We start from the raw sequence: 25,143 nt of genomic DNA on the forward strand, positions 1-25,143 counted from the left end.
AATGTACAGTGGACTATCCAAAAAGTATCCCCGGCGTTGGCCTGGTCAACGGCGGTTTTGTCGATGAAAACCCCGTGACTGGAACACCGGGGTCATTAATTCCGGCAACTTGGGGCAACAGCGTCACGCAGGAAATTCTTGAAGTCATCAAAAGCTCGGGGGCGGTCGCGGACGAAGCTGATAACACTCAGCTAAGAGCAGCAATCAATACGCTAATCTCGAAAAAATACAGTGACAGCCTGGCTGGACAGGAGGACGCGGAGTCTGGTGCCAGTGCTACCAAATTGATGACCCCGTTGCGCGTATTCCAATCCATTGCGAAAAAGATCCAGCAGGCAACAGAGTCCATCGTTGGCACAGCAAAAGTCGCCTCTCAGGCAGAGGTTAATGCTGGCGTAAGTGACACGACTATTGTGACGCCGAAAAAACTCAGACTTGGCTTCATGGTGAGGCTGGGGATTTCAGGCTACATCGTTTTTCCTTCCTGGATGGGTGGATTGATCATCCAGTGGATTAACGGCAGTGCCAGTCAGTCGGGCAACAACAATTGTGGCGATCTGAATATGTGGCCGCTGGCATTTCCCAATGCGTTGTTTCTTGCAGTTGCCACACATGAAGGTACATCAACAGCAACGTTTTTGACGTGGAACGGTGTTTCAACGGTGAATCCGCGCGTGGGCATCAACGTACGCTGTCCTGATTATCCGGGTGTCTCCATTTCCGCGCGCACCATCGGGATAGGGTATTGACTATGTATTATTTTTCTCCCGCAACTTCTGGCTTCTACCACTCGGATTTACATGGGCCGAATATCCCGGCCGATGCGTTTCAGCTAAGTGAAGGTGAGTACTGCGCGCTGGTGTCGAACGCCCCTAAAGGCACGGTTCTTTCTCTGAACATTGACGGCCGCCCGGAAAGGGTTTTACTCGCCGTACAAACCGACGATGGTTTAGAACGCGCCTGGCGAAACAAGGCGCTGGAGTCGACTCAATGGCTGGTACTTCGCGACGTTGAAGAAATGGAAGCCGGCGAGGGTACGACACTGCGCACGGAGGAGTTCAAAGAACTTCTCGCTTACCGGCAGGCACTGCGCGATTGGCCAAACGATCCTGAATTTCCGGATACACGCTCTCGGCCGGTCGAACCCGACTGGCTGGAAGTGTTGCTGCGTACAAATGGCTGAGCAGTCTGCCCTTTGGCAGCGCAGACGCAGCCCGAACTAAAAAGGAAAATTAACGTGGATTATCCAAGAAGTGTGCCCAGCTCCGGCTTGGTCGACGGCAAATTTGTTGATGAAGATGCGATAGCCGGAACACCGGGATCGCTGATTCCGGCGATCTGGGGCAACAGTGTTACTCAGGAAATACTCAGCGCGATTACCGCGGCGGGTTTGAAGCCAGACGAGCAGCAGACTGATCAGTTGGCTCAGGCGATTCGGCAATTGTCCAAGCCCGACCCGCTGCAACAGTTTCCGGTTCAGGTGTATCGCAGAAATCTGTTGATCAATGGCGGGTTCGATATCTGGCAGCGCGGTGCAATCAACCAAGGGCCAAACATTGGCGGCTATGTGGCCGATCGTTTTCGTTGCGATTGGAATGGCAATGCCGCCGTGACCATCTCTCGCTAGGACTTCGCGCCGGGCCAGCCAGAAGTGTCCGGTGAGCCGAGTTATTTTTTACGCTGGCAACAAACCACCGCTGGCGTCGGTGCAACCGAGCACAAGGTTTCCCAGAGCATTGAATCGGTCCGGACACTGGCCGGGAAAACGGCCACCCTAACCTTCTGGGCGCGATCTGATGCTGCTCGACCGTTAAAAGTGGCGATAGGTCAGTACTTTGGGACCGGTGGTTCGGAGGCGGTCGTAAAAGTCGTCGATATTTTTCAATTAAGCACTGCCTGGGCCAAGTACAGCGCAACATTCCAGGTCCCGGCTATTGCGGGAAAGATGCTCGGTGCCAATGATTACCTGCGGCTGGCTTTCGATCTTCCGCTCAATGTTTTACAGACGGTCGACTTCGCAAGAGTCCAGTTGGAGGAGGGACCGATCTCCACGCCATTCGAATATCGTCCAGCCGCTGAAGAGATGATGCTTTGTCAGCGTTACTTCGAGAAGTCTTTTGCCAACCGTTTAGCGATTCGTGCAAACAATGGCGTTGGTACATGCATTGTCACGTTTACTCAGGCAGCGGCTGCAAATAACGGTCAATACGGAATGGTCGTAGACATGCAGGTGCAGAAGAGAGTGCAGCCTACTGTTGTCCTGTATTGCCCCGGAAATGAAAGTAATCAGGTTTGGAATTACTCGGCGGGAGTGGCCTGCACGGGAACAACTGTACAAAGTGTGACACAGCGCAGTTTTGCGATCGGCACTGTGACGCCTGTAAACAGCCAGCCAGGTAACGGATTGCAGATTGAATGGACAGCAGACGCTGAAATCTAGGAGTGAACCCATGACCTATCAAATGACAACTTACGGAGTGCTGCGCATTGAGGATTCAGCATTTATCCCGCAGGACCTGACCAACCGGGACTGGCTTGAGTATCAAGAGTGGTTGCTGTCTGGTGGCCTGGTTTTGCCATTGAATGAAACACTCGAAAAGACTGCCTCGGATAGCTCCGTGAAAACTCTGGCAAAAAAATGGCTGGCAGGTATCAGTCGTCAACCATGATTCAATCCCGGCATCCAGGGAGGATTACGCATTATGCAAATCACTGAAAAAAACCTTTTAAACATCATGCCAAACGCCCGCAGCCAAGCGGGCGTTTTTGTTTCTGCGCTCAATAGCGCCATGGCTAACCGTCGCATCGAAACGCCCAAGCGTATTGCTGCATTCCTCGCGCAAATCGGTCATGAATCGGGGCAGTTGCAATACGTGCGGGAACTGGGCAACAACCAGTATCTGAGCAAATACGACACCGGCACGCTGGCGTTACGTCTGGGCAACACGCCCGAGGCCGATGGCGACGGGCAGAAGTACCGCGGTCGCGGGCTGATCCAGATCACCGGCCGTAGCAACTATCGTCAATGCAGCGACGGGCTGTTCGGCGATGAGCGTCTGCTGTCCTTGCCGGAACTGTTGGAGCAGCCGCAATGGGCCGCTGAATCCGCCGCGTGGTTCTGGGAAAAGAATGGCTTGAACGAGCTCGCCGATCGCGATCAGTTCAACACCATCACCCGGCGTATCAACGGCGGGTTGAACGGCTTGCAGGATCGACTCGAAATCTGGGCGCGGGCGAGGGCGGTGTTATGCCAATTCCCTGGCGAGTGATCGGCATCTTGTTGCTGGCCGCTGGTGCGTTTTCCGCGGCTTGGCAGTTTCAGGAGTGGCGCTACGAACGGCAACTGGCCGAACAGGCTCGGTTAAACGCAGAAGTCCTCAATCAACTGACCCTGACCGCAGCCACCGCGCAACAAGCCGAGCAGGATAAACGCCTGGCACTGGAGCAGCGGCTCGCGGCCAGTGAACGAACCCACTATCGAGCGCTAAGCGATGCCCAACGTGATCAGGATCGCCTGCGCGATCGTCTTGCCACTGCTGATGTGCGCCTGTCAGTCCTCCTCGACGCAGGCGACGTTGCCGCAGGATGTGCAGTGCCAGCCGCCTCCGGCACCGGCGGCGTGGATCATGCAACCGTACGCGCCCGACTTGACCCGGCGCATGCTCAACGAATTGTCGCCATCACCGACGAAGGCGATCGCGGACTGATTGCCTTGCAGGCTTGTCAGGCCTATGTCAGAGCGTTGGCGCCCGAACATTTTGAATAAGCTTGTGTATTGAAAGCACAACCGGCTCGTGTACGGTGGTACGCATTCCACACGATCCGGAGAGCACCGTGAAAGAGATCACTCAACTGGCAGCCGAGCTTGGCCGACGTCTGCAAGTGCTCAATGCCCACGTCACCACCGCCGAGTCCTGCACCGGCGGCGGGATTGCCGAAGCCATCACGCGGATTCCGGGCAGCTCGGCGTGGTTCGAGGCCGGTTACGTGACGTACTCCAACCGGCAGAAAACCCAGCAACTGAATGTGCCGGCCGAGTTGTTCGACTCGGTGGGCGCAGTCAGTCGCGAGGTGGTCGAGGCGATGGTGCGGGGTGCGCAGGCACAGAGCCTGGCGCGGTTCGCCGTAGCGGTCAGCGGTGTGGCCGGGCCCGACGGTGGCACGCCAAACAAACCGGTGGGCACCGTGTGGCTGGCTTGGGGCGTTGGCGATGCGGTTTCCAGTGAAGTGCAGCACTTCGCGGGCAATCGCGATGAAGTCCGCCGACAAACGGTGAAGGCCGCGCTAGAAGGGCTCATGCGACTAGCGGCACGAGAAATCGAAAATCAGGGGTAGGCGATCCGCGAACGCTGTGGAATAATACTGGCTACTTATACAGGTGTTGGCCGTCAGGCCTTATTGATTACGTGAGGACTTTAATGGACGACAACAAGAAGAAAGCCTTGGCTGCGGCCCTGGGTCAGATCGAACGTCAATTCGGCAAGGGTGCCGTGATGCGTATGGGCGATCAGGACCGTCAGGCGATCCCGGCTATCTCCACTGGCTCTCTGGGTCTGGACATTGCACTCGGCATTGGCGGCCTGCCAAAAGGCCGTATCGTTGAAATCTACGGTCCAGAATCTTCCGGTAAAACCACACTGACACTGTCCGTGATCGCCCAGGCTCAAAAAGCTGGCGCGACCTGCGCATTCGTCGACGCCGAACACGCCCTCGACCCTGAGTACGCCGGCAAACTGGGCGTCAACGTCGATGACCTGCTGGTTTCCCAGCCGGACACCGGTGAACAGGCTCTGGAAATCACCGACATGCTGGTGCGCTCCAACGCCGTTGACGTGATCATCGTCGACTCCGTGGCTGCACTGGTGCCGAAGGCTGAAATCGAAGGCGAAATGGGTGACATGCACGTGGGCCTGCAAGCCCGTCTGATGTCCCAGGCGCTGCGTAAAATCACCGGTAACATCAAGAACGCCAACTGCCTGGTTATCTTCATCAACCAGATTCGTATGAAGATCGGCGTGATGTTCGGGAGCCCGGAAACCACCACCGGTGGTAACGCGCTGAAGTTCTATGCCTCGGTTCGTCTCGACATCCGCCGTACTGGCGCGGTGAAAGAAGGCGACGAAGTGGTCGGCAGCGAAACTCGTGTCAAGGTTGTGAAGAACAAGGTCGCTTCGCCGTTCCGTCAGGCCGAGTTCCAGATTCTTTACGGCAAAGGCATCTACCTCAACGGTGAGATGATTGATCTGGGCGTGCTGCACGGTTTCGTCGAGAAGTCCGGCGCCTGGTATGCCTATGAAGGCACCAAGATCGGTCAGGGCAAGGCCAACTCGGCCAAGTTCCTGGCAGACAATCCGGAAATCGCCAAGAAGCTCGAGAAGCAACTGCGTGACAAGCTGCTGGCCCCGGCAGCAGACGTCAAGGCTTCGTTGGCCAAGGACAAAGTCGACGATATGGCTGAGGCCGATGTCGACGTTTGAAGTCTTTGAATGACACTTGTACTCGATACCCTCGTCGCGGTGCGGCGAACCGCCATGGACCTGCTCGCACGTCGCGAGCACGGTCGAGTCGAGCTGACGCGTAAACTGCGTCAGCGCGGCGCTGAGGCGGAAATGATCGAAACAGCCCTCGACCGTTTGACGGAAGAAGGGCTGCTTTCCGAAACCCGTTATCTTGAAAGCTTTGTTTCCTACCGAGCCCGTTCCGGTTATGGCCCTCTGCGAATTCGCGAGGAGCTGAGCCAGCGTGGTTTGCAACGTGCCGATATCGAACTCGCCCTGCGCGAAAGCGGTATCAGTTGGCAGGAGCAACTTCAGGAAACCTGGCAACGGAAATTCTCCGGGCATTTGCCGATTGATGCCAGGGAACGGGCCAAACAAGGCCGGTTCCTGGCGTATCGGGGCTTCTCGATGGAGATGATCAACCGCTTGTTCAGCGGTAGAGGGATGGACGATTAGAACGGTTGCAACGAAACGGCCCGCTATGAAAATAGCGGGCCGTTTTTTTTTGCCTTCAAATTACCTTCGAGGGTTCTCTGCTGCGTTGCGCGGCTTGCGGTTGGGAGTGGGCCCAGTTTTCCGGCAAGTTGATGTAGTCGACCAGTTCCCTCAAGCGCCCTTGATTGCGGGCGGTGAAGGCAAAAGCCAATCGCGCCAGATGGCTGAACTGGGCGTCGTCGTGTTCTTCGCCGCTGTAAACATGCTGATGGAAATGGCCGCTCAAACACAGATCGGCAAAGGCTTCCTGCATATGCTCCAACGCCTGATCGCTGAGCTTGTGATTCATGCGAATCACGAATTGCCCCTTGAGCCACCGACTGGAGTGGAAGTTGCTGTAAAACTGGGTGATCTGTTCCACCGCTTCCTCGACGGTGTAGACCAATCGCATCAGCTTCATGTCGGTTGGCAGGATGTAGCGGTTTTCCTCCAGTTGCTGGCGGATGAAATCCATCGCGCCTTGCCAGAACGTACCGCCCGGTGAGTCGAGCAATACCACCGGAACCAGTGGGCTTTTGCCGGTCTGGATCAGGGTCAGCACTTCCAGTGCTTCATCCAGCGTGCCGAAGCCGCCCGGGCACAGCACCAATGCGTCGGCCTCCTTGACGAAGAACAGCTTGCGGGTGAAGAAGAAGTGGAACGGGAGCAGGTTGCCGGTACCGTCCACGGTCGGATTGGCATGCTGTTCGAAGGGCAGGGTGATGTTGAACCCGAGGCTATGGTCACGCCCTGCGCCTTCGTGGGCGGCGGCCATGATGCCGCCACCGGCACCGGTGATGACCATCATGTCCGAACTCGCCAGTTTCGCGCCGAGTTCCCGGGCCAGTGCATACAGCGGGTGCTCAACCGGCGTGCGCGCCGAGCCGAACACGGTGACCTTGCGCCGGCCCTTGAATTTTTCCAGAACCCGAAACGCCTGCTCCAGCTCGCGCAGGGCTTGCAACGTGATCTTGGCGTTCCAGCGGTTGTGGTCTTCCTGGGCCATGCGCAGCACCGTCAGGATCATGTCTCGGTAGATGGGAATATTTGGGCTGTTGGGAGAAACACGGCTGAGTTGTTCTTCGACCTGGCTGATGAGGTCGGGGCCGCTTTCCTGAAAATGACGGTTTAGGAGGTCATTCGGTTGGTAAGGCATTCAACGTCTCCTTCTGCACGGAGCGGGCCGCCCTGACGCGCGGCGTCAGGGCTGCGCTGCGAAAACACACAATCGACAGTTCCTTTTCCTGCCGCTGAAAATTGATTGTGAATACTCTGAATCTAGACCCTTGCGGGTGATTTCGCTGATTTGATCATTGCGCTGCAGCGTTGCGGATGGCAATCGCTTGTTGATTGTTCGGTCGATGGCTTCACCGCTCGTCCGAACGTGCGCCGAACGGCGAACCCTCTGATTAACTAACCTACAGGCACCTTGCTACAACTTGGCATTACTGACCGTACGCAAGGAGCACGCTATTCAAGGATTTGTGGGTAGCAAGGAGGCGGGATACATGGCCAGAGTGGTTCTGGAAATCGATACGCAGCTGTATCGGATGTTGAAAGCAGCAGCCGAGACGAACCAAGTGAGTCTCGAAGAGGAGTGCTGCCGAAGGCTGGCAGGCGGGGAGCGTCGTTCGCGTTATTTACAGGCCCTGGTGGCCGAATTGCGCGCCGAGGATGAACAGCGGCGCGCCAATTCGCGATGATTACTTCTTTTTCGCCGGAGCGGCTTTCGGGCAATCTGAATCCTGGTAGCTGGCAGCGCCAACAGCCTTGTTGGTTTTCACTTCGGTAAATTCGTAACGCATGATCGCGCCTTTGGCCATCAGCTTGCGGAACGATGGGTTGTTGCAAACCGAAGCACCCAACTGGAAATACACGGCTTTGGGGTCTGCGCGCATTTTGTCGGCGTGGCTCTTTTGTACGCTCAGGTGATTGATCAACTGAGTGCCTTCAACGGTGTAGCCCTGATCAAGAATGTCTTCGTTGATTGCCCGTGGCGTGCCGACGCTGCTTTGGGCGGCGACGTTGCGCAGCTCTCTGTTCAGATTCTGCTCACTCAAGGATGCAGCTTGAGCGGTGAAGGACGACGCCAGCAGAATGGCAGCGGTGGGAACGATAAGGCGCAGCATGAAACTCTCCTGGTTCAGTGACTGGTGTTTCGACCAGCCACGTGACTGTGCGTTCAGTGGCGGCGAATTATAGGGGAGCCAGTCTGGACGGTACAGGTTTGTCCCTGTCGCTCTGGTAAACTTGCGGTCTTTATTGCCCTGCCGAGTGTTGTTCGTGTCGAGTTTCCCTGCTGTGTGGCGCCGCCCGTGATCAATCATGCCCCCAACGCCGTAGCCCGCCTGCGCGATCAGCGCGAGGACGAGGGCATCAAGCCGATTCAGGCCCGAGGCTTTCGCTCCGAGCGCTGCCGCGACTGTCGGGTGATCATCAGCCATTGCCTGTGCGCCTGGCGGCCAAGCGTCGACTCCCGCTCGGGTGTGTGCCTGATCATGACCGGCAAGGAAGTATTCAAACCGAGCAACACCGGTTGGCTGATTGCTGATGTGGTACGGGATAACCACGCATTCATCTGGTCACGTACCGAGCCTGACCCGCAGATGCTGGCGCTGCTCAATGACCCACAGTGGCAGCCGTACCTGGTGTTTCCCGGGGAATATGTCGAGCCGTCGCGGGTGACCAACACCGTCGAACTCGATAGCAGCAAGCGCCCGCTGTTTATTCTGCTGGACGCGACCTGGACCGAGGCGCGCAAGATTTTCCGCAAGAGCCCGTACTTCGAGCGCTTGCCGATTCTCAGCCTGCTGCCCGACAAACTGTCGCGCTACCGTTTGCGCCGCTCGACCCGCAGCGAGCACCTGTGCACCGCCGAAGTCGCAGCACTGTGTCTGGAACTGGCAGGTGACAGCGACGCCGCATCGGCACTGGACGCTTATTTCGATGTGTTCAGCCAGCATTATCTGGGTGCCAAACAGCAATTGGATATGAATGAAGCAACGCCGGCCCACGCCGAGTTGCAAGCCTTTATACGAAAGCCGCAGGCGGACTTGGCCCAATAGTGGCCCATACTGCACATTGCTGCGGCCGTGTTGCTTGACCACCCTGTCTTCGCTGGGCATGCTTGGCGCCGATTAGGGTGCGGCCAAGGTTTGAAACGCCGTGTTTGCTGGTTATTGGCGTTGAACGTGCCCCTATGGATGCCGCTGCAAGCGGCATCTTGAGTTGCTTTGGCCAGAGCCGAATAGACCGGGTCTGCCATCAAAAAACAGGATCATTTGAAAAATGGCCACATACGACATCCTGATTGCCGATGATCACCCCCTGTTTCGTAGCGCCCTGCATCAAGCGGTGACGCTGGGCCTTGGCCCGGATGTACGGCTGGTGGAAGTGGCGAGCATCGCCGAGCTGGAAACGCGACTGACAGAAAAGGCTGACTGGGATCTGGTCCTGCTGGATCTGAACATGCCCGGCGCTTTCGGGTTTTCCGGGTTGGTGATGTTGCGCGGCCAATACCCGCAAATTCCGGTGGTGATGGTCTCGGCGCAGGAAGAAGCCTCGGTGATGGTCAAATCCCGCGAGTTCGGCGCCAGTGGCTTTATTCCCAAGTCCAGCGACCTCAGCGTGATTCAGGAAGCCGTGCGCAAAGTGCTCGATGGCGATGTGTTCTGGCCACCGCAAGCTTTTGAAGCGGTCAGCGTTTCTGCCGAAGCCAAAGCCGCCAGCGATGGCCTGGCCAGCCTGACACCCCAGCAGTTCCGAGTATTGACCATGGTCTGCGAAGGCCTTTTGAACAAGCAGATTGCCTATGAGTTGAGCGTGTCGGAAGCGACCATCAAGGCTCATGTCACGGCGATCTTTCGCAAGCTGAATGTGCGTACACGAACGCAGGCGGCATTGCTTCTGCAACAACTTGAGTCAATTGCGAGCCAGTAATGGCTGGCGCGTTCACGCTTTTTTGACTTTGGTTGATCTAGCTTTCCCACTCCTTTTTGGTTGGTTTCTACTTTATGTCACCTTTCAAGGGCCAGACCGGCCTGAAACGCATCCTCAACGCCTCCGGTTACTCGCTGGACGGACTGCGCGCAGCCTTTACCGGCGAAGCGGCATTCCGCCAACTGGTGCTGCTTAATGTGGTGCTGGTACCACTGACGTTCTTTCTGAATGTCAGCCGTGTTGAACAGGCGCTGTTGATCGCCGTGTGTCTGCTGGCGCTGATCGTCGAACTGCTGAACTCGGCAGTGGAAGCGGCCATCGACCGCATCTCGCTGGAGCTGCACCCACTGTCCAAGAACGCCAAGGACATGGGCAGCGCCGCGCAATTTGTCGCGCTGAGCATGATTGCGCTGGTGTGGGCCGTGATTCTGCTTTAAGCGATAGTCGGCAAGACGATCTCGTCGCTGCGCTGAACCCCGGCGGTGAAAGCGCGGCACAGTTCGAGAAACTCGCGCATGGCCGAGGTCTGGTACTTCTGTTTGTGCCAGATGAAGTAGAACTGCCGCGCCAGATCCATATCTGGCGTTTCCACCGCCACCAGGCTCCCGCGCCGGAATGCATCACGCAGCGCCAGCCGCGAAATGCAGCCAATCCCCAGCCCCGATTCCACTGCGCGTTTGATCGCTTCGGTGTGCTCCAGCTCAAGCCGGATATTGAGTGCGCTGCGATGGTGACGCATGGCCTGATCAAACGTCAGGCGCGTGCCGGAGCCTTGTTCGCGCAGAATCCACGCCTCGTGCGTCAACTCTTCCATGCTCGCGCTGCCGCGTTTGGCCAGTGGATGCTGCGGCGCGCAGAACACCACCAGTTCATCCTCGACCCAGCTCTGCACTTCGATGTCCGGATGGCTGCAATCGCCTTCGATTAGACCCAGATCAATTTCATAGTGAGCGACCTGTTGCACGATGTTAGCGGTGTTCTGAACGTGCAGCTTCACCTGGCTTTCCGGATGGCGCTGCATGAAGCTGCCGATCAGCAGGGTCGCCAGGTAATTGCCGATGGTCAGCGTCGCGCCGACGGCCAGCGAGCCGAAACCGGACTTGCCGTTGAGCAGGTCTTCGATCTCTTTGGCCTGATCGAGCAGGGCCACCGCTTGCGGCAACAGCTGTTTGCCGAGGGCGTTGAGGCTCAGCCGTTTGCCGGCGCGGTCGAACAGCTGGCAGCTGGACTGGCGCTCCAATTCGGTGATCGAGGTGCTCGCGGCCGATTGTGAAAGGTTGAGCAGACCCGCAGCACGGGACACGCTTTCCTGCTGGGCGACGGCGACGAAGACTTGCAGTTGACGGAGAGTAAATCGCATATCGATATAACCGATAACCCTTATCTTAATAATCCAGTTAACAGATATTGTCGTCGCTATTAGAATGCGATGCAATTGCGCACCGTCGGCCTGCCATCATTGGCTTCAAGAGACGCGCAGACCCAATATCCAGGAGTCAAACGTACATGAGCAACATGAACCACGAGCGTGTCCTCAGTGTTCATCACTGGAACGATACCCTGTTCAGCTTCAAGTGCACCCGCGACCCGGGCCTGCGCTTCGAGAACGGGCAGTTCGTGATGATCGGCCTGCAACAACCAAATGGCCGCCCGCTTATGCGCGCTTACTCGATCGCCAGCCCGAACTGGGAAGAGCATCTGGAGTTCTTCAGCATCAAGGTGCCTGATGGCCCGCTGACTTCGCAGTTGCAGCACCTGAAGGAAGGCGACGAGATCATCATCAGCAAAAAGCCTACGGGCACGCTGGTACTGGATGACCTGAAACCTGGCAAACACCTTTACCTGCTCAGCACTGGCACCGGTCTGGCGCCGTTCATGAGCGTGATCCAGGACCCTGAAACCTACGAGCGTTTCGAAAAAGTGATCCTGTGCCACGGCGTTCGCTATGTGAATGAAGTCGCCTACCGCGAATTCATCACCGAGCACCTGCCGCAGAACGAGTTCTTCGGCGAAGCGCTGCGCGACAAGCTGATCTACTACCCAACCGTGACCCGCGAACCGTTCGAGAACGAAGGCCGCCTGACCGACCTGATGCGCAGCGGCAAGCTGTTCAGCGACATCGGCCTGCCGCCGATCAACCCGCAGGACGACCGCGCCATGCTGTGCGGTAGCCCGAGCATGCTCGACGAGACCAGTGAAGTGTTGAACAGCTTCGGCCTTAAAGTCTCGCCGCGCATGCGCGAGCCGGGTGATTACCTGATCGAGCGTGCGTTCGTCGAGAAGTAAGCACCACTGAAAAGCCCCCATTGCCTGCACAGGTAATGGGGGCTTTTTCATGCCTGAAACATTTCCTTGTAGGAGCTGCCGAAGGCTGCGATCTGTTGATCTTGATCCATTAAAAACAAGATCAAAAGATCGCAGCCTTCGGCAGCTCCTACACAAAGCAAAAGCCCGCGTTGCCCGAAAAGGCAGCGCGGGCTTTTTGGTTTTCGGGGCTTACGCGTTGGCGGGGATGACTTCGAGGACGCGAATCTGCTCCGGCACCGGGTAATGCCAGCGCACGTCCAGATCCCAGAATTGTGCGCCGTATTCACGTTCCGGCGCTGGCGTCTGATACGCCGGGCGCGGATCCTGCGCCAGACACTGCTCGATCAACTCAACCAACGGCTCGGCCAGGCGCTGTGCGTGTGTGTGCGCTTGTTGCAGCGCGGTGTCCGTCCACTGCACGTCAATCAGTTGCGGCGCAGCGCTGGCGATGCTGTTGGAGGCGTCGGGGATGATGTCGGCGTAAGGCACGTAAGGTTTGATGTCGAGAACCGGCGTGCCGTCGAGCAGATCGATACCGGAGATGAACAGGCGATTGGCTTCGACCTTGTCCAGTTTCACCACGGATTGGCCAATGCCATTCGGACGATGGGTGGCGCGAGTGGCGAACACGCCCATGGATTTGTTGCCGCCGAGCCGGGGAGGGCGCACTTTCAAGCGCGGTTTTTCTTCCAGAGCCTGATGGAACAGGAACAGCAGCCAGACGTGACTGACCTGTTCCAGACCCTGCACGGCGTCACCCTGATCGAACGGCGGCACCAGTTCCAGCACGCCACGGGCGGCGGGCGCCAATTGCGGTTGGCGCGGGATGGCGAACTTCTCCTTGAAGCAGGAGCGGACAAAGCCGATGGGGGAGACGCTGTAAGTCATGGTTTGAGGTCGAGACGGGGTAGGGTGGGAATGATGCCCTAAAGATCAAAAGATCGCAGCCTTCGGCAGCTCCTACAGGATGTTCGCCGATCCTGTGTAGGAGCTGCCGAAGGCTGCGATCTTTTCCAATCGGCTACGCCGATTTCAGAGGCTGAACCCACCATCCAGCGGAATGATATTCCCGGTCATGTACGCCCCGGCCGTGCTCGCCAGACTGATCGCCAGCGCTGCCATTTCTTCTTCGCGCCCCCAACGTTTCATCGGAATCAGCGCCGTGTCTTCGGCCAATGCTTGCTGATCATTGCCAATATGCTGGGTCATCTTGCTCGGGAATCGGCCCGGTGCGATCACGTTGACGTTGATGTGCTGGCTCACCAGTTCGCGGGCCAGAATCCGTGACAACTGATGCAAGGCAGCCTTGCTTGGCCCATAGGCATAGGCCTGCTCGCCGAAGGAAGAAATCCCCGCCACCGATCCGATATTGATGATCCGCGCCGGATTCGCCGCTGAGCCGGCCTGGCGCAATAGCGGCAGAAACTGCTGGATGCAACTGAACACCGACGTCACGTTGAGCTGCATGACTTTCTCCCAGCCCTTGACCGGGTAGCTCTCCAGCGGCGCGCCCCAGGTGGTGCCGGCGTTGTTCACCAGAATATCCAGGTGAGTGATCTGCTCGGCCAATCGAGCGGCCAACTCCTGAACGCCTTCTTCAGTCGCCAGATTCGCTGCCACGCCGTGGCATATGCCCAACGCGCCGAGTTCTTCGGCCGTTTGATGACAGGCCTCGGCATCCCGGGCGCAGACGAAAACCCGGGCGCCGGCCTCGACAAAGGCCTTGGCGATCATTTTGCCGATACCACGAGTGCCGCCGGTCACCAGAGCGGTGCGGCCTTGCAGGGAAAAGTATGGGTGCATGGCGAATCCTGAATGCTAGGGATCAATACACCCTAGTCGTCAGCCACGAAAAGCGGAGCCACTATTTTTGCGAGGAATGGGGATTCATACAGCCGAGCCTCAAGCCGCCGCCCGGGCGGCTCAAGGCTGGCGGGGCTTACTGCGGGCGAACGCGCAGAGTCAGGCCCTTGAGGAAGTTGCGCAGCAGTTGATCGCCACATGGGCGATAGTTGGTGTGGCCAACCTTGCGGAACAGTGCGCTCAGCTCAGGCTTGGACACCGGGAACTCGGCAGCCTTGAGGATTGCGTGCATGTCGTCTTCTTTCAGTTCGAAGGCCACGCGCAGCTTTTTCAGAATGATGTTGTTGGTCACCGGCACTTCGATCGGCTGTGGCGGACGGCTTTCGTCCTTGCCACGTTTGAAGATCACCAGACCGTCGAGGAAGTGCGCGATGACTTCGTCCGGGCAGCGCACGAAGCCTTCTTCGTCTTCTTCTTTCTTGTCGAGGTATTTCACCAGGTCTTCTAGGGCGATTTCCATGCCGCCGGTCTTGGTGATTTCAATGACTTTCTTGTCGCTGATGTCGAGCATGTAGCGCACGCTGCGCAATACGTCGTTATGAATCATGTGGGCAATCCTGATCTTTCGCTGTGGGCATCGCGCGGGGCGCTGCCGAAAATGTGGGGCGGCAAAACAGAGTCGTCAGAACTTCTCTTTGCCGGACATGTAGCGCCATTGGCCGACTGGCACCTTGCCGATGGACACACCGCCAATGCGGATGCGGCGCACGCTGATAACCTTCAAGCCAACGGCCTGGCAGAGCTGGGCGATGATCCCCGGCTGCGGGTTTTTCATGGCGAAGCGCAGGCGGTTTTCGTTCTGCCAGCTGGCTTTGACCGCCGGCAACTCCTTGCCCTTGTGGGTGAGGCCGTGGGTCAGGCGGTTGAGGCCGTGAGCGACCATCTCGCCCTCTACTTCAACCACGTATTCCTGCTCGATCTTGGCGGAGTCGGCGGTGAGCTTGCGCAGGATTTTCCAATCCTGGGTGAATACCAGCAGACCGCTGGCATTGGCCTGCAGGTCGGCGCTGGTGCTCAGGCGCAGGAAGTGTCCGCGCAACGGGCGTTTGCCGTAGCGGTGTTCTTCGCTCAGGGTTTCGGCGCTGATCAGCTGCATTGCGCTGTCGGTATCCATGCCGGCAGGGACGTTGAGCAGAATAGTGACTGGCTCAGGCGCGGTGGCCTTGGCGTCTTTGTCGAGCTCGACCTTTTGGCCTTCGACCTTGAATTGCGGCTCGTCGATGACTTCGCCGTCCACGGTGACCCAGCCGCCCTCAATGAACAGCTCGGCCTCCCGGCGGGAGCAACCGACCAGTTCGATGAGGCGTTTGGAGAGGCGAATCGGGTCAGTCATGACAGGGCCGTAACAAAAAAGGGGTGGGCATTGTACCTGTGTGGCGCCGGTTAAGCCCGGTTCCATTTCGGTGCGTTCGCATTACTTGTGGGAGTTGGCTTGCCAGCGATGGCATCACCTCGATGTATTTGCCAGACCGCGGCGTCTGCATCGCTGGCAAGCCAGCTCCCACAAGGATCTATATTGTGTCAGCCGTTACCTGAGCGTTGCTCGGTCTGGCGCAAGCGCATATGCAGCAACGGATACGGCTGGCCCATGCCATCGACCTCCGAACGTCCGATCACTTCGAAACCCTGCTTGAAGTAAAACCCCAGCGCCTGCGGGTTCTGTTCGTTGACGTCCAGTTCATCGGCGTTCAGGTGCTCCATGGCGTAACGCAATAATCGCTTGCCCAGGCCTTGACCGCGATGCGCGGGGTCAATAAACAGCATTTCTATCTTGCCCGCTGCAACGCCGGCGAACCCGGTGATGTGCTGGTGGCTGTCCTTGGTGCAGATAAGCATTACCGCGTCGAGGTAGCGGGTGAGCACCAGATTGCGCAGCAGCTCTATATAGCTGTCCGGCAGAAAATCATGGGTCGCGCGGACCGAGGCCTCCCAGACCCGGGTCAGTTCCTGATAATCGCTGAGTTTCGGCGTGTGGATGACCGAATGGTGACGCATGCGCGTTTGCCTCTTGTCCGTTTCAAGGGAGTCCGTCCCCCGGTAAACGATAGCCGTAAAAAAGCCCCGCATCTTCAAGAAAAGAGCGGGGCTTTCTGACGCGGCGAAAAAATCCTGTAGGAGCTGCCGAAGGCTGCGATCTTTTGATTTTAAGAAACAAGATCAATAGATCGCAGCCTGCGGCAGCTCCTACAGTGGTGTGCGGGGTTAGATCTGCTCAGCCCACAAGTCGTATTCGTCAGCGTCAGTCACTTTGCACCAGACCTTGTCGCCCGGCTTGAGGTTGCTGCCGTTATCGATAAACACGTTGCCATCGATTTCCGGGGCATCGAAGAAGCAGCGGCCAACCGCGCCTTGCTCGTCGACTTCGTCCACCAGCACTTCGATTTCGCGGCCAATGCGCAGTTGCAGGCGCGCCGAGCTGATGGCTTGTTGGTGCGCCATGAAGCGATCCCAGCGATCCTGCTTGACGTCGTCCGGCACGATGTCCAGATCGAGGTCGTTGGCCGGTGCGCCTTCAACCGGCGAGTACTGGAAGCAGCCGACGCGATCGAGCTGGGCTTCGGTCAGCCAGTTCAGCAGGTACTGGAAGTCTTCTTCGGTTTCGCCCGGGAAGCCAACAATGAAGGTCGAACGGATGATCAGGTCCGGGCAGATTTCGCGCCAGTTCTTGATCCGCGCCAGGGTCTTGTCTTCGAACGCCGGGCGTTTCATCGACTTCAACACTTTCGGGCTGGCGTGCTGGAACGGGATGTCCAGGTACGGCAGGATCTTGCCGGCGGCCATCAATGGGATCAGCTCGTCGACGTGCGGGTATGGGTAAACGTAGTGCAGACGCACCCAGACGCCCAGCGTGCTCAGCGCTTCGCAGAGTTCGGTCATGCGGGTTTTCACCGGCGCGCCGTTCCAGAAGCCGGTGCGGTATTTCACGTCGACACCATAAGCGCTGGTGTCCTGCGAGATCACTAGCAGCTCTTTGACGCCGGATTTGACCAGACGCTGGGCTTCGTCGAGCACGTCACCTACTGGACGGCTGACCAGTTTGCCGCGCATCGACGGGATGATGCAGAAACTGCAGCTGTGGTTGCAGCCTTCGGAAATCTTCAGGTAGGCGTAGTGGCGCGGGGTCAGTTTGATGCCTTGCGGTGGCACCAGATCGATCAGCGGGTTGTGGTCTTTGCGCGGCGGCACGACGTCGTGCACAGCGTTGACTACCTGCTCGTACTGCTGCGGACCGGTCACGGCCAGCACGCTCGGGTGCACGTTGCGGATGTTGCCTTCTTCCACGCCCATGCAGCCGGTGACGATGACCTTGCCGTTCTCCTTGATCGCTTCGCCGATCACTTCCAGAGATTCAGCCTTGGCCGAGTCGATAAAGCCGCAAGTGTTGACCACCACGACGTCGGCGTCCTGGTAAGTGGACACCACGTCATAGCCTTCCATGCGCAGCTGGGTCAGGATCCGTTCGGAGTCGACCAGAGCTTTCGGGCAACCCAGGGATACGAAGCCAACCTTGGGATTGGCTGGCGCAGGAGTGGTGGACATGTCTAACCTCGGTATTTTGTGACATCGATTGCCTGACGCGGGAATCGACGGATGGGCGCTTAGGGCGCGCCTCTGATCAAAAAGTGCGCAATTCTATCGACGAGCAGCTCTCTTGACCAGCTTTATGCAGGGAAATACGACGAGTGCTGCGCTATGCTTCGCGCCGTTGAGCTTTACCAATTTTTTACAGTCAACAAATCGTCTGTAACAACAGGTAAAACAGCGCATGCTGCACCACAAAGCATAGTGCTTCATTCGAAGAAGCCGGTCTGGAATCAGGAGTTGTTGGATGGGTCAGGCAAGTAGTCACGCGGCAGGCGCCGAGGGTTCGGCCTCTAAACCGCTGAGCATGCTGGTCGCGGCGGTCGGGGTGGTTTATGGCGACATCGGCACGAGCCCGTTGTACACCCTCAAAGAAGTGTTTTCCGGCGGTTACGGTGTGCCCGTCAATCACGACGGGGTGCTGGGCATTCTGTCGTTGATCTTCTGGTCGCTGATCTGGGTCGTGTCGATCAAATACATGATGTTCGTGTTGCGCGCCGACAACCAGGGCGAGGGCGGGATCATGGCGCTCACCGCGTTGGCACGGCGAGCGGCGGGGGAGCGCAAGAAGCTGCGTTCGCTGCTGGTGGTCTGCGGGCTTATCGGTGCGGCGCTGTTCTACGGCGACAGCATGATCACCCCGGCGATTTCCGTCCTGTCGGCGATTGAGGGTTTGGGCCTGGCGTTCGATGGCATCGATCACTGGGTGGTGCCGCTGTCACTGGTCGTCCTGGTCGCTTTGTTTTTGATTCAGAAGCACGGTACGGCTCGCATCGGCATTCTCTTCGGGCCGATCATGGTCACCTGGTTTGTGGTGCTTGCCGCCCTGGGTGTCTATGGCATCAGCCATTCGCCTGAAGTGCTACATGCGTTGAACCCGATGTGGGCAGTGAACTTCTTCGTCGTTCATCCGGGCATGGGTGTGGCGATTCTCGGCGCCGTGGTGCTGGCGCTGACCGGTGCTGAAGCGCTGTATGCCGATATGGGGCACTTTGGTCGCAAGCCGATTGCCCGCGCCTGGTTCATTCTGGTGTTGCCGGCGCTGGTGCTCAATTATTTCGGGCAGGGTGCGTTGCTGCTGGAAAACCCGGAAGCGGCGCGTAACCCGTTCTACCTGCTGGCGCCGAGCTGGGCGTTGATTCCGCTGGTCGGGCTGTCGACGCTAGCCACAGTGATTGCTTCGCAAGCGGTGATTTCCGGCGCGTTCTCCCTGACCCGTCAGGCGATTCAGCTCGGTTACATCCCGCGCATGTACATTCAGCACACCTCCAGTGACGAGCAGGGCCAGATCTACATCGGCGCGGTGAACTGGGCGTTGATGGTTGGCGTGGTGCTGCTGGTGCTGGGCTTCGAGTCCTCTGGCGCGCTGGCCTCGGCTTATGGCGTGGCAGTGACCGGTACCATGCTGATGACCACCATTCTGGTGTCTGCAGTCATGCTGCTGCTGTGGAAATGGCCTCCGATCCTCGCGGTGCCGGTGTTGCTCGGCTTCCTGCTGGTGGACGGTCTGTACTTCGCCGCCAACGTGCCGAAGATCGTTCAGGGCGGTGCGTTCCCGGTGATCGCCGGTATCGCGCTGTTCGTGCTGATGACCACCTGGAAGCGTGGCAAGCAACTGCTGGTCGAGCGTCTGGACGAAGGCGCGCTGCCGCTGCCGATCTTCATCAGCAGCATTCGCGTGCAACCGCCGCACCGCGTGCAGGGCACCGCGGTGTTCCTCACTGCGCGTTCCGACGCCGTGCCACATGCGTTGTTGCACAACTTGCTGCACAACCAAGTGCTGCACGAGCAGGTTGTGCTGCTGACCGTGGTCTACGAAGACATCCCGCGCGTGCCACCATCCCGGCGGTTCGAGGTGGATGCCTTCGGTGATGGCTTCTTCCGGGTCATCCTGCACTTTGGCTTCACCGACGAACCGGACGTGCCGCAGGCGTTGAAGCTGTGCCATCTGGATGATCTGGACTTCAGCCCGATGCGCACCACTTACTTCCTCAGCCGCGAAACGGTGATTGCCTCGAAACTCGAAGGCATGGCGCGTTGGCGCGAGGCGCTGTTTGCGTTCATGTTGAAGAACGCCAATGGCAATCTGCGCTTCTTCAATCTGCCGCTGAACCGGGTGATTGAGTTGGGGACGCAGGTGGAGATGTAATCCCGTCCCATTGAAAAGCCCCCGTTGGCCTAGTGGCTGGCGGGGGCTTTTTTGTTTCTGGCTTAATCCACAAATCCAGATCAAAAGATCGCAGCCTTCGGCAGCTCCTACAGGTTTCGCATTCCATGTAGGAGTTGCCGAAGGCTGCGATCTTTTGATCTTCAAACCTCTACAAGCTTTCAGGCATCTCTGCTTCAGACTCGGTCTTCGTGCGCGAAGGTCGTGGCAGCAGCGCCTGTATCACGTCGTCAATCAGAGTTGTAGAGGAAGGGGGGTGAAGCCGATGGTTTTAAGATCAGATTGATTACTCATGTTCAATTCCCTTGATTTCGAGAGCTGCCGCATTCGATCCCTACAAGGTCTGTCGGCGTCATCCGATATTGCGAGACTGGAAGTAAACGAAACTACACGCCATTGGTGATTTACGGGGTTGACGATTCAATGTGACTTGCCGTTTTTGGCTTCATCGAGAGTCAAGATATTTACGAGTGCATGTATAAGGTTTCTGAATCCAGCGCAATTCCATTGTAGGAGTGAGCCTGCTCGCGATAGCGGTGTATCAGTTGGCAAATAGGTGGCTGACACTCCGCTATCGCGAGCAGGCTCACTCCTACAGGGGAATGGGGTCATCGTCCGAGATGTAAAAAGCCCCCGAAACTGCGAAGTTGCGGGGGCTTTTTGTGGGTGTGGCTCTGATCACTCTTCAGCGACCGAGTCCTTGCTCTGACGCTTCTGGATCAAGTCCACCAGACGCTTGGCCAGCGCCGGGTAGTTCTCATCGAAGTGATGACCACCCGGCAGTTTCACCGCCTCGCCGACAGCAGTCTTGTCCGTGCAGCCACTCTCATCCGTCTCTTCTTCACCATAGATGCACACAACCTTGGTCGGTGGCAGTTTGGCCATTTCCGGGCCGGTGGCGGCTTCTTTGCCGGCGTTGCCGAGCCAGCCTTCGACTTCGATTTCGAAGCTGCCGGTGCGGGCGAAGGCCAGCAGGATGATGGCGTCGACGCGTTGCTGTTCGGTGTCCGGCAGACGGTTGTAGATCGCTGGCAGAACGTCAGCACCGAACGAGTATCCGGTGAGGATGAAGCGCTTGGTGCCCCATTTCTGCCGGTAGTGCTGCATCAGTTCGGTCAGGTCCAGTGCGCTTTGTTCAGGGCTTTTGTGCTGCCAGTAGTAGCGCAGGGTGTCGATGCCGACGACTGGGTAGCCGATCTTGGCCATCTCGCCCGCCACGTCGCGGTCGAGGTCACGCCAGCCGCCGTCGCCGGAGAGGAACAGGGTCACGGTGTCCTTGGCCTGACCGGCCGGCACTTCAACCACCGGGATCGCCAGACCACCGTTGGCCTTGTCACCACCGACGAGGATCTTGCGCAGTTCGTTGTTCAGCACTTGCGGCAGGTTGATGTCGTAGTCGCTGATGCTGGTTTCAGCGTTCGGTTGATCGCGCACGAAACCCGCGCTGGCGTCGTCCGGGTTGTCGTTCCATGCCACCAGCCAGTGGCCGTGGGCGGCGGCTTTCGGCAGCAGGTGAGTACAACCGGGTTTTTCCAGCGCGAGGTCGACAGAGATGGCCTGAGCCTTGTCGTCCTTTTGCTCGGACAACCAGCGCCAGGCCAGCACGGCGCCTGGGCCGATGCCGCTAACGAGTGTCGCTGGGCCGTTCAGTTCGCGCAGACCGGTTTGCAGGGCGCGGCTTTGCAGCAGGCAGTCCTTGGGCAGAATCACCTGAACAATCTGCGCCGAGGCGCTGCGGCTCAGGGTGCTCAGCTGTTTGTCGCTGAGTTTCTGCTCTTCGGTGACGGCCACCAGCACCTGCGCCTTGGGTTGGGTGCCAGGGATGACGCGGGTGATGGCAGTGCCATCGGCCGGTTTCAGCTGTTCGAGGGTCGGTTCCGGTGCCGGGCGTTTGAGGTACCAGAAACCGCCGCCGGCAATCACGGCCAGCACGATCAGTACAGCCAGGATGTACTTCAGGGAGCGTTGAATCATCAGCGTTTCACCAATCCAGTCAAGCCGCCCGCGATCAGGGCAGCAGTGTCGGCCAGCGCCACTAGCGGATCGAGTCCGGCGGGCACGGCCATATAACGGGGTTCCCAGTCAGGCTGGAACTTGTCTTTGAAGCGGCGCAAGCCTTGGAAGTTGTACAGCTGCTCACCACGGCGGAAAACCATCGAGCCCAGACGCTGGGTCAGCGGTGCACCACGCCGGGGTTGCAACCCCGACAGCGGCACCATGCCCAGGCTGAAGCGCGCGTATCCGTGACTCTTATAGTGTTGAATCAGGCCGACCATCATGAATTCCATGGTCAGTTTTGGCGCGTCCGGGTGCGCGCGCATCAGGTCGAGACTGGCCAGGTCATGGCTGTAGGTCTCGAGCAGGTTGGCGAACGCTACCGGGCGGCCTTCGAAGCGAATTACCGCGATGCGGAAATGCTTCAGGTAATCGTCGCTGAAACGGCCGAGGGAGAAGCCTTTCTCGCGCACGTTCTTGCCGGTCAGCCAGGCATCGGAAATCACCTTGAGCTCATCCATCGGCGCCTGACCCGGTTCATGGATCTCCAGCGACAGGCCGTCACGGGTGCCACGGTTCCAGGTGTAACGCAGATCCTTCATCTCCTTGCCCTTGGCTTCGAGGTCAAAGCGGATGAGGTCGACCCGCGCTTCTTCGCCAAGCTTGATCGCAGTCAGGCCGATGTCCATGTAGTACGGCAGGTTTTCTGCGCGCACTTGATAGAACACAGGGCGGGCGTGATGGATGTCGCAGAGGTCGCGGAATTGCCAGATCATCTCGGCCCGTTGCTGGCCGGGACCGATCGGGTCGTACAGGGCTACCAGGCTGCGGCCACGGCGGGCGTACATCAGGAACGCTTCGTCGTTAGGGTGGAACAGCAGCGCCTTGTCACCGGTCAGCGCGAGGCCGCCATCGGGTTGCGCCGAGGCCATCAGAATTTTCGAGGCGCGTTCCAGTTCGTCGGGGGTCGGCAAATGGATCACCGGGCGCGCAGTGCGCAGCAGCCAGGTCAGGGCGATCACGATCAGCAACACCGCAGCGCCGAGCAGAGAACGCAGACCACGCGGGGCATCAGCGTCGAGGGTGAACTGCCACCACAATTGATGGCTGTACGGCACGTCTTGATAGGCGAACAGCAGCAACCACGCTGAAGCACCCAGCACACACAGGCTGGCTACCAGATACAGCGGCGAGAACGGCAGTTCGGTCAAGCGGCTCGGGCGATAGAACGAGCGGCGGAACACCGCCAGCAGACTTGCCGTCAGCGTCATCAACAAGGCTTCTTCCCAGTCGAAACCCTTGAGCAGCGAGAGCAGGGCGCCGACCAGCAACAGAATGGTGGTGAGCATCCACGCCGCCGACAACCGGCGTCGCAAGCCTTGGGCCAGCAACAGACAGAGCACGCCGATCAGGCTGGCGCCGAAGTGCGAAGCGTCGACCAGTCGATGCGGGATCAGAAAACCGATGTGTTCCAGGCGCGTATCGATCTCTGGAGTGGCGCCGGAGAACAGCAGCACCACGCCGGACAGAAATACCAGCACCGCCAGAATCGGAGCAGCCAGACCGGATGCGGCGCGCATGGTCTGGGTCTGAAACAGCCGTTGGCCTTCGTTGATCAGCAGCAATACGCAAGCCACCAGCAGCGGCGCCACCACGTAGATCAGGCGGTACAGCAGCAATGCAGCAGCAAGTGGCGCGGCACCGAGTTGGTTGGCGAAGGCGGCCAGCAGAATCGCCTCGAACACCCCGACGCCGCCCGGCACATGGCTGAGTACACCAGCGGCCAGGGCCAACAGATACACCAGCAGAAACGCGCCAAACGGCGGGGCTTCCGGCAGCAACAGATAAAGCACGGTGGCGGCAGCGGCAACGTCGAGGGCGGTGATCACCAGTTGCAGGAACGTCAGGCGTCGACCCGGCAGGCGCAAAGTGCGACGGCCGGCCTTGACCAGCAGGTTGTGCGCGAATGGCTGTTCCGGCAGGCGCCGACGATAGATGCCGATCGCCAGAATCGCGCCCAGCAGGAGTACGGCGCCAGCAACAGTACCGAGCAATCCTTCAGATAACCCCAAGGCCTGGGATGCGCCGGGCAGATCGCTGAGGGTCGCGAGTGCGGCCAGCGGTGGCAAAGCGCAGCCCAGCGACAGGCTGGCGAACAAGGTCATGTGCGCAACTTCCGATGCGCTCACGCCTAGCCGTGCATATAAACGGTAGCGCACCGAACCGCCGGACAGCAGCGACAGGCCGATCGCATTACCGATCGCAAACGCGGTAAAGCCGCCGAGGGCCAGCGTGCGCGGTGGCAATGTCACGCCAGCGTAGCGGGCGGCCGACCATTCATAGCCCAGCAGAATAATGAAGCCGACCACGGTCGCACCGAAAGCGCCGAGCAGGGCAGGTTTCGGCACGTCGAGAATCGAGTCGTGCAAGGCATCGAGATCGAGTTCGGCGAGCAGGTGGCGACAGGCAATCAGCGCAATGGCAAACAACAGCAGAGTGACCGCCAGACCGATGGGCTGACGGTATTTGCTTAACCGATCCAGCAAGCGCAAACGCTCGGGTTTGATCGGGTGTTCCGCTGTGACATTGCCTTGTGGATCAGACGAGTTGGCGCGCATCAATCACCTCTTGGATTGTGCGCGACAGGATGGAGGTATCCAGCCAAGTTACCAATCCCTGTAGAAAAAAATAATCACAAAATATTACGCCTCTCACCGAGGATCGGCGAGGGCAGTCATGGATTGCAGGCGTCTGCGCCGCGACTCAAGCATAGTCGCAACTCGACGTGTCTGATGATCCTGGACGGTTCACTGCACGATGACAGCTCATTGTTGCGAAAGGACTTTTTCAACAGATACAAAAAAGGCCACTCTTTCGAGTAGCCTTTTTTGATGTTTGGTTGCGGGAGCCGGATTTGAACCGACGACCTTCGGGTTATGAGCCCGACGAGCTACCAGACTGCTCCATCCCGCGTCTGTGTGGCGGCATTCTACAGGCGAACGGCGGAGTGTCAACCGCTAATCCTGAAAAGGGTCAAATAAGCGTGATATCGCGTCAAACGGTCGCAGGTGATGGGTAACCATTGGAAATGCAACGAATTCCCGTCTGGGGGAGGGCGCTGCTTACAGTCTTGTTTTGTGCAAAACAAGCGCGCACAAAAAAGGCCACTCTTTCGAGTAGCCTTTTTTGATGTTTGGTTGCGGGAGCCGGATTTGAACCGACGACCTTCGGGTTATGAGCCCGACGAGCTACCAGACTGCTCCATCCCGCGTCTGTGTGTCGGCATTCTACAGAGGATCGCTGGGGTGTCAACCTTCA

25 protein-coding genes, 2 tRNA genes and 2 pseudogenes are annotated in these 25,143 nt (G+C 58.4%); 15 read left to right on the forward strand and 14 right to left on the reverse strand.

All coding sequences use genetic code 11. The features are described 5' to 3' along the window. Positions 1-8 precede the first annotated feature (8 nt). From ACA061_RS05680 to recX, 9 genes and pseudogenes are all read left to right on the forward strand, one after another. On the forward strand, positions 9-749 hold the full coding sequence (locus tag ACA061_RS05680) for a gp53-like domain-containing protein (RefSeq protein ID WP_210553856.1): 741 nt from the start codon (positions 9-11) through the stop codon (positions 747-749). 2 nt (positions 750-751) lie between these two features. Then, the gene (locus ACA061_RS05685) at positions 752-1,183 is read left to right on the forward strand and encodes a phage tail assembly chaperone (RefSeq protein ID WP_150618072.1); all 432 of its coding nucleotides are present in this window, start codon (positions 752-754) and stop codon (positions 1,181-1,183) included. 54 nt (positions 1,184-1,237) lie between these two features. Beyond that, positions 1,238-2,440: pseudogene (locus ACA061_RS05690) on the forward strand (carbohydrate binding domain-containing protein). A 10-nt stretch (positions 2,441-2,450) separates the two neighbouring features. Next, the gene (locus ACA061_RS05695) at positions 2,451-2,669 is read left to right on the forward strand and encodes a hypothetical protein (RefSeq protein ID WP_210622066.1); all 219 of its coding nucleotides are present in this window, start codon (positions 2,451-2,453) and stop codon (positions 2,667-2,669) included. A 33-nt stretch (positions 2,670-2,702) separates the two neighbouring features. Further along, positions 2,703-3,269, forward strand: a complete 567-nt coding sequence (locus ACA061_RS05700; RefSeq protein WP_497300793.1) for a glycoside hydrolase family 19 protein — start codon at positions 2,703-2,705, stop codon at positions 3,267-3,269. Continuing rightward, complete coding sequence (locus ACA061_RS05705; RefSeq protein WP_497300794.1) at positions 3,248-3,766, forward strand: lysis system i-spanin subunit Rz; 519 nt, start codon at positions 3,248-3,250, stop codon at positions 3,764-3,766. The genes ACA061_RS05700 and ACA061_RS05705 overlap by 22 nt, the downstream gene beginning before the upstream one ends. A 68-nt stretch (positions 3,767-3,834) precedes the next feature. Beyond that, on the forward strand, positions 3,835-4,335 hold the full coding sequence (locus ACA061_RS05710; RefSeq protein WP_150605444.1) for a CinA family protein: 501 nt from the start codon (positions 3,835-3,837) through the stop codon (positions 4,333-4,335). Positions 4,336-4,418: 83 nt separating this feature from the next. Continuing rightward, positions 4,419-5,477, forward strand: a complete 1,059-nt coding sequence (gene recA / locus ACA061_RS05715) for a recombinase RecA (RefSeq protein WP_042557927.1) — start codon at positions 4,419-4,421, stop codon at positions 5,475-5,477. 9 nt (positions 5,478-5,486) lie between these two features. Further along, entirely contained in the window at positions 5,487-5,954 is a 468-nt protein-coding gene (gene recX / locus ACA061_RS05720; protein WP_210701042.1) for a recombination regulator RecX, read from the forward strand. Between the two features lie 55 nt (positions 5,955-6,009). On the opposite strand, the gene ACA061_RS05725 is transcribed toward recX, so the two are convergent. Continuing rightward, positions 6,010-7,128, reverse strand: a complete 1,119-nt coding sequence (locus tag ACA061_RS05725) for an LOG family protein (RefSeq protein WP_150605445.1) — start codon at positions 7,126-7,128, stop codon at positions 6,010-6,012. Between the two features lie 352 nt (positions 7,129-7,480). Here ACA061_RS05725 and ACA061_RS05730 point away from each other — a divergent pair, with 352 nt between their 5' ends. Further along, the gene (locus tag ACA061_RS05730) at positions 7,481-7,675 is read left to right on the forward strand and encodes a hypothetical protein (RefSeq protein ID WP_150605446.1); all 195 of its coding nucleotides are present in this window, start codon (positions 7,481-7,483) and stop codon (positions 7,673-7,675) included. Here the strand turns inward: ACA061_RS05730 and ACA061_RS05735 are convergent, their stop codons facing one another. Next, positions 7,676-8,101 carry a PA3611 family quorum-sensing-regulated virulence factor gene (locus ACA061_RS05735; protein ID WP_042557929.1) on the reverse strand — a complete coding sequence of 142 codons (426 nt, stop codon included), beginning with the start codon at positions 8,099-8,101 and terminating at the stop codon, positions 7,676-7,678. It lies immediately after the preceding gene. Positions 8,102-8,290: 189 nt separating this feature from the next. Between ACA061_RS05735 and ACA061_RS05740 the strand changes: the two genes are divergently transcribed. The 3 genes from ACA061_RS05740 (at position 8,291) to ACA061_RS05750 (ending at position 10,348) form a co-directional block, all read left to right on the forward strand. Next, positions 8,291-9,037, forward strand: a complete 747-nt coding sequence (locus ACA061_RS05740; protein WP_191627723.1) for a tRNA-uridine aminocarboxypropyltransferase — start codon at positions 8,291-8,293, stop codon at positions 9,035-9,037. 223 nt (positions 9,038-9,260) lie between these two features. Next, on the forward strand, positions 9,261-9,911 hold the full coding sequence (gene erdR, locus ACA061_RS05745; RefSeq protein WP_150618065.1) for a response regulator transcription factor ErdR: 651 nt from the start codon (positions 9,261-9,263) through the stop codon (positions 9,909-9,911). 74 nt (positions 9,912-9,985) lie between these two features. Next, positions 9,986-10,348, forward strand: coding sequence for a diacylglycerol kinase (locus ACA061_RS05750; RefSeq protein ID WP_042557932.1), 363 nt, complete (start codon positions 9,986-9,988; stop codon positions 10,346-10,348). Here the strand turns inward: ACA061_RS05750 and ACA061_RS05755 are convergent. Beyond that, positions 10,345-11,271: a LysR family transcriptional regulator gene (locus tag ACA061_RS05755; RefSeq protein ID WP_042557933.1), complete on the reverse strand. Its 927-nt coding sequence runs from the start codon at positions 11,269-11,271 to the stop codon at positions 10,345-10,347. The two genes, ACA061_RS05750 and ACA061_RS05755, sit on opposite strands and share 4 nt — an antisense overlap. 146 nt (positions 11,272-11,417) lie before the next feature. Between ACA061_RS05755 and fpr the strand changes: the two genes are divergently transcribed. Then, positions 11,418-12,197 (forward strand): ferredoxin-NADP reductase, encoded by a 780-nt coding sequence (fpr, locus tag ACA061_RS05760; protein ID WP_003443014.1) that lies wholly within the window; start codon positions 11,418-11,420, stop codon positions 12,195-12,197. A gap of 210 nt (positions 12,198-12,407) precedes the next feature. Here the strand turns inward: fpr and tsaA are convergent, their stop codons facing one another. From tsaA to rimO, 6 genes are all read right to left on the reverse strand, one after another. Further along, positions 12,408-13,106: a tRNA (N6-threonylcarbamoyladenosine(37)-N6)-methyltransferase TrmO gene (gene tsaA / locus ACA061_RS05765; RefSeq protein WP_210701041.1), complete on the reverse strand. Its 699-nt coding sequence runs from the start codon at positions 13,104-13,106 to the stop codon at positions 12,408-12,410. A 144-nt stretch (positions 13,107-13,250) separates the two neighbouring features. Next, entirely contained in the window at positions 13,251-14,021 is a 771-nt protein-coding gene (locus ACA061_RS05770) for an SDR family oxidoreductase (RefSeq protein ID WP_210553849.1), read from the reverse strand. A 136-nt stretch (positions 14,022-14,157) separates the two neighbouring features. Beyond that, positions 14,158-14,628, reverse strand: a complete 471-nt coding sequence (locus tag ACA061_RS05775) for a YehS family protein (RefSeq protein WP_150594482.1) — start codon at positions 14,626-14,628, stop codon at positions 14,158-14,160. Positions 14,629-14,703: 75 nt separating this feature from the next. Then, positions 14,704-15,414 carry an rRNA pseudouridine synthase gene (locus ACA061_RS05780; RefSeq protein WP_210553848.1) on the reverse strand — a complete coding sequence of 237 codons (711 nt, stop codon included), beginning with the start codon at positions 15,412-15,414 and terminating at the stop codon, positions 14,704-14,706. Positions 15,415-15,602: 188 nt separating this feature from the next. Further along, positions 15,603-16,076: a GNAT family N-acetyltransferase gene (locus tag ACA061_RS05785; protein WP_210553847.1), complete on the reverse strand. Its 474-nt coding sequence runs from the start codon at positions 16,074-16,076 to the stop codon at positions 15,603-15,605. 207 nt (positions 16,077-16,283) lie between these two features. Continuing rightward, positions 16,284-17,621 (reverse strand): 30S ribosomal protein S12 methylthiotransferase RimO, encoded by a 1,338-nt coding sequence (rimO, locus tag ACA061_RS05790; RefSeq protein ID WP_042557939.1) that lies wholly within the window; start codon positions 17,619-17,621, stop codon positions 16,284-16,286. Between the two features lie 349 nt (positions 17,622-17,970). Here rimO and ACA061_RS05795 point away from each other — a divergent pair, with 349 nt between their 5' ends. Then, entirely contained in the window at positions 17,971-19,812 is a 1,842-nt protein-coding gene (locus ACA061_RS05795; protein WP_414704747.1) for a potassium transporter Kup, read from the forward strand. 169 nt (positions 19,813-19,981) lie between these two features. Here the strand turns inward: ACA061_RS05795 and ACA061_RS05800 are convergent. The 5 genes and pseudogenes from ACA061_RS05800 to ACA061_RS05820 all read right to left on the reverse strand — a co-directional run. Next, positions 19,982-20,068, reverse strand: a pseudogene (locus ACA061_RS05800) (DUF3077 domain-containing protein); the annotation flags it as partial. 440 nt (positions 20,069-20,508) lie between these two features. Continuing rightward, entirely contained in the window at positions 20,509-21,804 is a 1,296-nt protein-coding gene (locus tag ACA061_RS05805; protein ID WP_497300797.1) for a virulence factor family protein, read from the reverse strand. Further along, positions 21,804-24,443 carry a bifunctional lysylphosphatidylglycerol flippase/synthetase MprF gene (mprF, locus tag ACA061_RS05810; RefSeq protein ID WP_150605455.1) on the reverse strand — a complete coding sequence of 880 codons (2,640 nt, stop codon included), beginning with the start codon at positions 24,441-24,443 and terminating at the stop codon, positions 21,804-21,806. Before mprF ends, ACA061_RS05805 begins: the two co-directional genes overlap by 1 nt. A 278-nt stretch (positions 24,444-24,721) precedes the next feature. After that, positions 24,722-24,798 (reverse strand) — tRNA-Met (locus ACA061_RS05815). 221 nt (positions 24,799-25,019) lie between these two features. Then, positions 25,020-25,096 (reverse strand) — tRNA-Met (locus ACA061_RS05820). Positions 25,097-25,143: the final 47 nt, after the last annotated feature.

This window comes from Pseudomonas sp. LBUM1668, assembly GCF_059695715.1.